This is a genomic window from Allobosea sp. TND4EK4, from assembly GCF_900156025.1.
Taxonomy (GTDB): domain Bacteria; phylum Pseudomonadota; class Alphaproteobacteria; order Rhizobiales; family Beijerinckiaceae; genus Allobosea.
In genome coordinates this window covers 1-5,161 of the sequence record NZ_FTMO01000043.1, presented here as the reverse complement: position 1 = coordinate 5,161, position 5,161 = coordinate 1, and the positions used below count along the sequence as shown (strand labels likewise).

At 65.7% G+C, this 5,161-nt stretch carries 2 protein-coding genes; one reads left to right on the top strand and one right to left on the bottom strand.

Annotated features, from left to right (window positions below; genetic code table 11):
• Window positions 1-4,001, bottom strand: a 4,001-nt coding sequence (locus BW981_RS22055; RefSeq protein WP_175624198.1) for a metallophosphoesterase, incomplete at its 3' end; no start/stop codon positions are given.
• Window positions 4,002-4,137: 136 nt separating this feature from the next.
• Here BW981_RS22055 and BW981_RS22050 point away from each other — a divergent pair.
• Window positions 4,138-4,914: a UTRA domain-containing protein gene (locus BW981_RS22050; RefSeq protein ID WP_076443129.1), complete on the top strand. Its 777-nt coding sequence runs from the start codon at window positions 4,138-4,140 to the stop codon at window positions 4,912-4,914.
• The last annotated feature ends 247 nt before the right edge of the window (window positions 4,915-5,161 follow it).

Below are 5,161 nucleotides of genomic sequence, written 5' to 3'. Positions count from 1 at the left end.
TCACCGGCGCCGCCCATCAGCACGTCGTTGCCGAGACCGCCACCCAGCGCGTCGTCGCCCTCCCCGCCCTTCAGCAGATCGTCGCCCGCCTCGCCCGACAGCGTGTCGTCGCCAGCCCCGCCATCGACCGTGTCGTTGCCAGCACCAGCCGAAACCGCGTCGTCGCCGGCGAGCGCGGCGATCGCGTTGTCGCCTGCCGTGCCGACAAGCACGTCGTCGCCCGCCGTGCCCATGATCGGGGCGCTGACGTTCTCTGCCAGGGAGACGACCGTGACATCGTCATAGGACACGCCGCCATTGGCGCTCCAGTTGTAGAGCGCAAAGCTGCCGCCATCATGGTTGCGGTCCTCGATAACGTTCTCAAAGATCCGTTCGCCATCGAGATAGATGTCGATGACATGGTCGTTGATGTCCACGCGCAGCGGCAGGGCGGCATTGAGCGCGTAGCGGCCGGCCGTACGAGCCAGGATCGTCTCGACACCATCGACCAGGCGGGTGAGCTGGAAGTAACCGGTCGAGTTGTCGAGTTCCAGCTTATAGTAATTGCCGGCGTCCTGGTAATAGAACAGCACGCCCATCACGTCGTTGCCGCCGCCCTTGAGGGTGGCCTGAATGGAATAGTCCTTCCAGTCGCGCGCGCCTTCACCCTGGTACAGCGCGTATGTCCCCTTGCGCAGGATGTAGTCGCCATCGCCCAGCGGGCTCCAGCCGAGCGACCAGGGGTTGCTGGCGCTGGCGTTCCAGTCGCTGACCAATTGGCGGGAGCTGACATCGGCATCCTGAACGAGCGCGCCGTCCTGGATGCGCCAGGTCGCGGCGACGCCGTTCTCACCCTCATTGACCAGCGCCCAATCCGACAGCCCCCCGGCAAAGCCCTCGGACAGCAGGATCTGGCTACGCCCGACCACCTCGACCGCCACCACATCGGTGGCCTTGCGGCCCGTGCCGTCAGTGACCTCCAGAACGAGGTCTTTCGTTCCCGCCGGCAGCGAGAGCACGGCGGTCCGGCCGGTGCCGATTTCCTCGCCGGCCAGCAGCCAGCGATAGGAGACGATGTCGTCTGGTCCGAAGGACGACGCCGCGGTGACCGAGACCTCGGCCAGGCCGTCGCCATCGCGATCGAACCCAGGCGCAGCGCTCTCGCCATGCGCCGTCAGCACGGCGCGGTTGACGACGACATCGTCGAAGGTCGCGCCGTCCTGGGTCTGGCTGATGACGCCGACCGTGCCGGCGGCCAGCGGCGCGGCATCCACGACAGGGCCGCCGAAGACATCGTGGCCGTCGAGAAGGACCCTGATCTGGCCGTCGAGGAAGACCACGCGCAGAGCGTGCTCGGCGCCCATCATGAGGCCGCGCGGCGTTGAGGCCAGCACCGTCTCGACGCCGTCCTGCACCTTCACCAGGCTGCGCGCATTGCCATTGACCTCGAAGGTCATGCGGTAGTGGTTCTGCGCGTCCTGATAGCCGAAGACCACCCCGACCTTGCCGCTGTTGTCCACCGTGCTCAGCGTCAGGTCATAGACATAATCGGTCCAGTTCTTGGCGCCGGCCTGGTCCCAGACGAGCATGTTGGTGCCGCTGTTGGAAAGGTCCTTGAGCGTTCCCTCGCCGCCGACCTCGCCGGACTGCACCGTGCCGACCACCTTGAACGGCGTCGTCGGGGTGGCGCCGCCGGCCGACGGCGCCAGCGTGCCGGCGCCGAAGCTCGGGGCCAGCGTGCCTTGGTCGAAGTCGAACTGGGTCGCGCCTGCGATCGGAGCAGCGGAAATGCCACCGGCCGATGCCGCGCCGAAGCCGGCGATCTCCGCTGCCGTCAGCACGCGATCGCTGAACAGCAGGCTGTTGAGATAACCGCCCGAGGTGTCGCCGCCATCGTCGCTGAACAGCAGGATGCCGCGGGTGGCATCGACGCTGAACCGGCCGGCGTCATTGATGCTCTGCGTGCCCGCCAGCGTGCCGTCGATATAGGTCTTGAGGACGACCGTGTTGCTGGTGCCCTGGCGCTCGAGGGTGAAGGCGACACGCTGCCATTCGCCATATTTGAAGTCGCCATTGTAGACGCCGTTGATGCCGAAGCTGCCCGTGCCGTCGCCGTCATTGCGCAGATAGACCTCGGCATCGTTGCTGTTGGCGAGTTGCGTCTGGAACAGCGAGGTCCAGGGCTGGTCGTCCTTGATCAGCACATCCATGACGAGGCTGTAGGACCAGAGCAGGCCGTCGCCCCCGGGCGCGGTCGCATGGGTGGAAAGCGCCAGGTGCTGCTGCGCGGTGTATTGCGGGAACCGCATCACATCCGCGTCGCCACCCGGCAGGGCCGGCAGGCGGAAATCCGCCGCCGAGCCGTATTCGACCAGCTTCGCGGCACCGGGAGGCGCCCAGCCGGTGCTGTTGCCGTCGTTGAAGTCGTCGACGAGGAGCGTGCTCTCCCCCTCGACGATGACGCGAACCTCGTCACGGCTGACATAGCCATCGGGCGTGCTGACCTCGAGCGTCAGAACATGCGCGCCTGTGGCGAGGTCGATGGTGGGCGCCGCACCGGTGCCGACCACCTTGCCGTCGACGTCCTTCCAGACGAAGCTCGCCGTGGCACCGGCGGGGACGATCGTGGCCGACGCATCGAGCGTCACGGCGGCATGATCGCCTTCGGCGGCCTCGATCAGCTGATCGTGGCCGGCCTTGGCGAAGGGCACGGCCGCCGGCTTCGACATGTCGATGCCGGTATAGGTCTCCTGATGGCCGCGATAGGGGCCGGTGAGCCCGTCGCGATCGAGTTCCTCCTTGCCGCGATAGCCGTCCATGTAATCGTCGAGTTCGGTGAAATAGGTCTCGGTGTAGACGGCGTCGTTGTCGGGATCGATCGTGACCAGGCGGATCGCGCCATTGCCGCCATTGGTGCCCTGACCCGGGGTGCCGTTGCCGGTCGATTCGCGGGCGACGCCATTCTGGTAGTTCACCAGCATCTGGAAGACGGGCTGGCCGCCGGCGCCATAATCGATCTGCGTCTCGGCACCGTCGATGAAGTTATGGCCCGAGAACACGAAGGAGATGTTGGGATATTTGCTGACGAAGCTGTTCCAGATTCCATCACCATCCGAGGCGCCGCGGACGTCGTTGCCGAGACCGTAGGAGGGACCGGCGTTCTCGCCGGTGAGCTGCTCCGTCACCGGTCCGACCCGGCCGTCGCCCGCCATATAAGCATGGGTCGAGAGAATGACGCGGTGATCGAGATGGCCTTCCACGACCTCGCCCGCCCAGCGCAGCACATCGTCGCGCGGTCCGAATTCAAGGCTCACCACCAGCCATTTGGTGCCATCGGGCGCAGTGAAGGTGGAGTAGTTGTTGGCGTAGCTGTCAGGCTCCTTGTCGTAGACGCCGCCAAAACCGGGAAGCTGCGATTGCTTCGCCACGGAGAAGTACTGGCTCAGCAGATCGTCCGTGCGCGCCGAGGCGCTGCCGCCGGGCGCCAGGTCATGGTTACCGGGCAGGAGCGAATACGGAATCTTCCCGTCCAGGATGCGCATCGCCGCTTCGCCGCGCTGCCATTGGGTGGCGTTGTTGCCATAGGTGACGTCGCCGACATGCGTGACGAACTGGATGTTCAACGCGTCCTTGTGGTCGACCAGCCAGTTGGTCATGTTCGAAAAGATCGCCGCCGGGGCGTAATTGGCCGAATAGTCCTGCGTGTCGGGCAGCACGGCAATGGTGTAGGCGTGCTCGCCTGCGACGCGGACGCGGAAGTCCTCGGTCACGGTCTGGCCGCCGGCGTTCGTCGCGACGATGCGGATGTCGGAATGGCCGAGCGCGCCGGCCGCCAAGGTCAGCACGCCGTTGGCGTCGACGGTGGCCGCGACGGCATCGCCGTTCGTGCCTTCGACGCTGAAGCTGTAGCCCTCGCCGAAGGTCGCGACGAGATCGAGCGTGTTGGGCTCGCCTCCTTGCTTCATCAACAGAGCCTTGAGCGGGGCCGCAGGGGCGGCGAGAGTAGCGAGTTCGAGCGACATGACGAGAGATTCTCCGCGGAGACGTTGGACGAAGGCTAGGTTAAGGCTCTGATCTGAATTAGCTTCCGTCTGGACTAGTCCAGGTATTGCGGACGCTAGAAGGCTAGCTTGACGACTGAGTGACAGGGTTAAGACGATGACAATTTTTGTCCCGCCCGCTTCGGAGGCGACCCTGCGCGGCGATGTCCGCGGACGGGTTGCCGCGATCAAGCAGGCGATCCAGGACCGGATCGCCCAGCAAATCTACAAACCGGGAGATCGCCTTCCGTCCGAACGCGATCTCTGCGTCGCGTTCGACACGTCGCGGGTGACGCTGCACGAAATCCTGATCCGGCTGGAAGCCGAAGGGCTGATCTACCGGGAGGAGCGACGCGGCTGGTATATTTCTCCGGCCCGCTTCATCTATGATCCACAGGCGCGCGGCCATTTTGCGCAAGCCGTGCGCGAGCAGGGGCGCGTACCCAGCACGCAGGTGCTGGACATGCAGACCGCGGAGATCCCAGCTCGTGTCGCCGCGCTATTGGACCTGCCCCCGGCCGGCGACATCGCCTGCGTGCGCCGGGTCCGTTCGATCGACGGACGCCCTGTTCTCTATGTCGAACATTTTTTTCAGCCGCAGATGTTTCCGGGGCTGTTCGCGCACGATCTCTCGGGTTCGATGACCGAGATCTACCGCGACGTGTACGGCTTCCATTATGGGCGGATGACCTATCAAATCACGCCGACGGCCGTGAGTGGAGCCGCCGCGACGGCACTGCGGGTGTCGAATGGCAGCCCGGCACTGCTGGTGACCCGCGTCCACCATGCCCGCGACGGCGATGCGAAGGACTGCGATTTCGAATATTGGCGCCACGACGCCGTGCTGGTCCAGGTGTCCGTCGGCGAGCACAGCAGCCCTGCAGGCCAGCCCTGAACCCAGCCCGCGCGGCAAAGACAGGCTGCCCCGTCCGGGGGGCCGAGGCGTGCCTGCGTGCAGACTCCTGCCGGCCCCTTCGCGGCTGCGTCGACGCAATCAAAAAAGGGCGCCGTTTCGGGCGCCCTCTCTGGTTGGTGGGGAGGCCGAGCCTCAGACGAAGCGGAAGTCGTCTGCCGCGAGGCTGGCGAGGTGCACGCCCTTCAGCGTCAGCGTGGTGTCGGCGTCGATGGTGAAGACGGTGTCG

What these genes read in the sequence shown, in the direction of transcription:
- BW981_RS22050 (WP_076443129.1), top strand. Translation starts at nt 4,138, where the DNA reads ATGACAATTTTTGTCCCGCCCGCTTCGGAGGCGACCCTGCGCGGCGAT.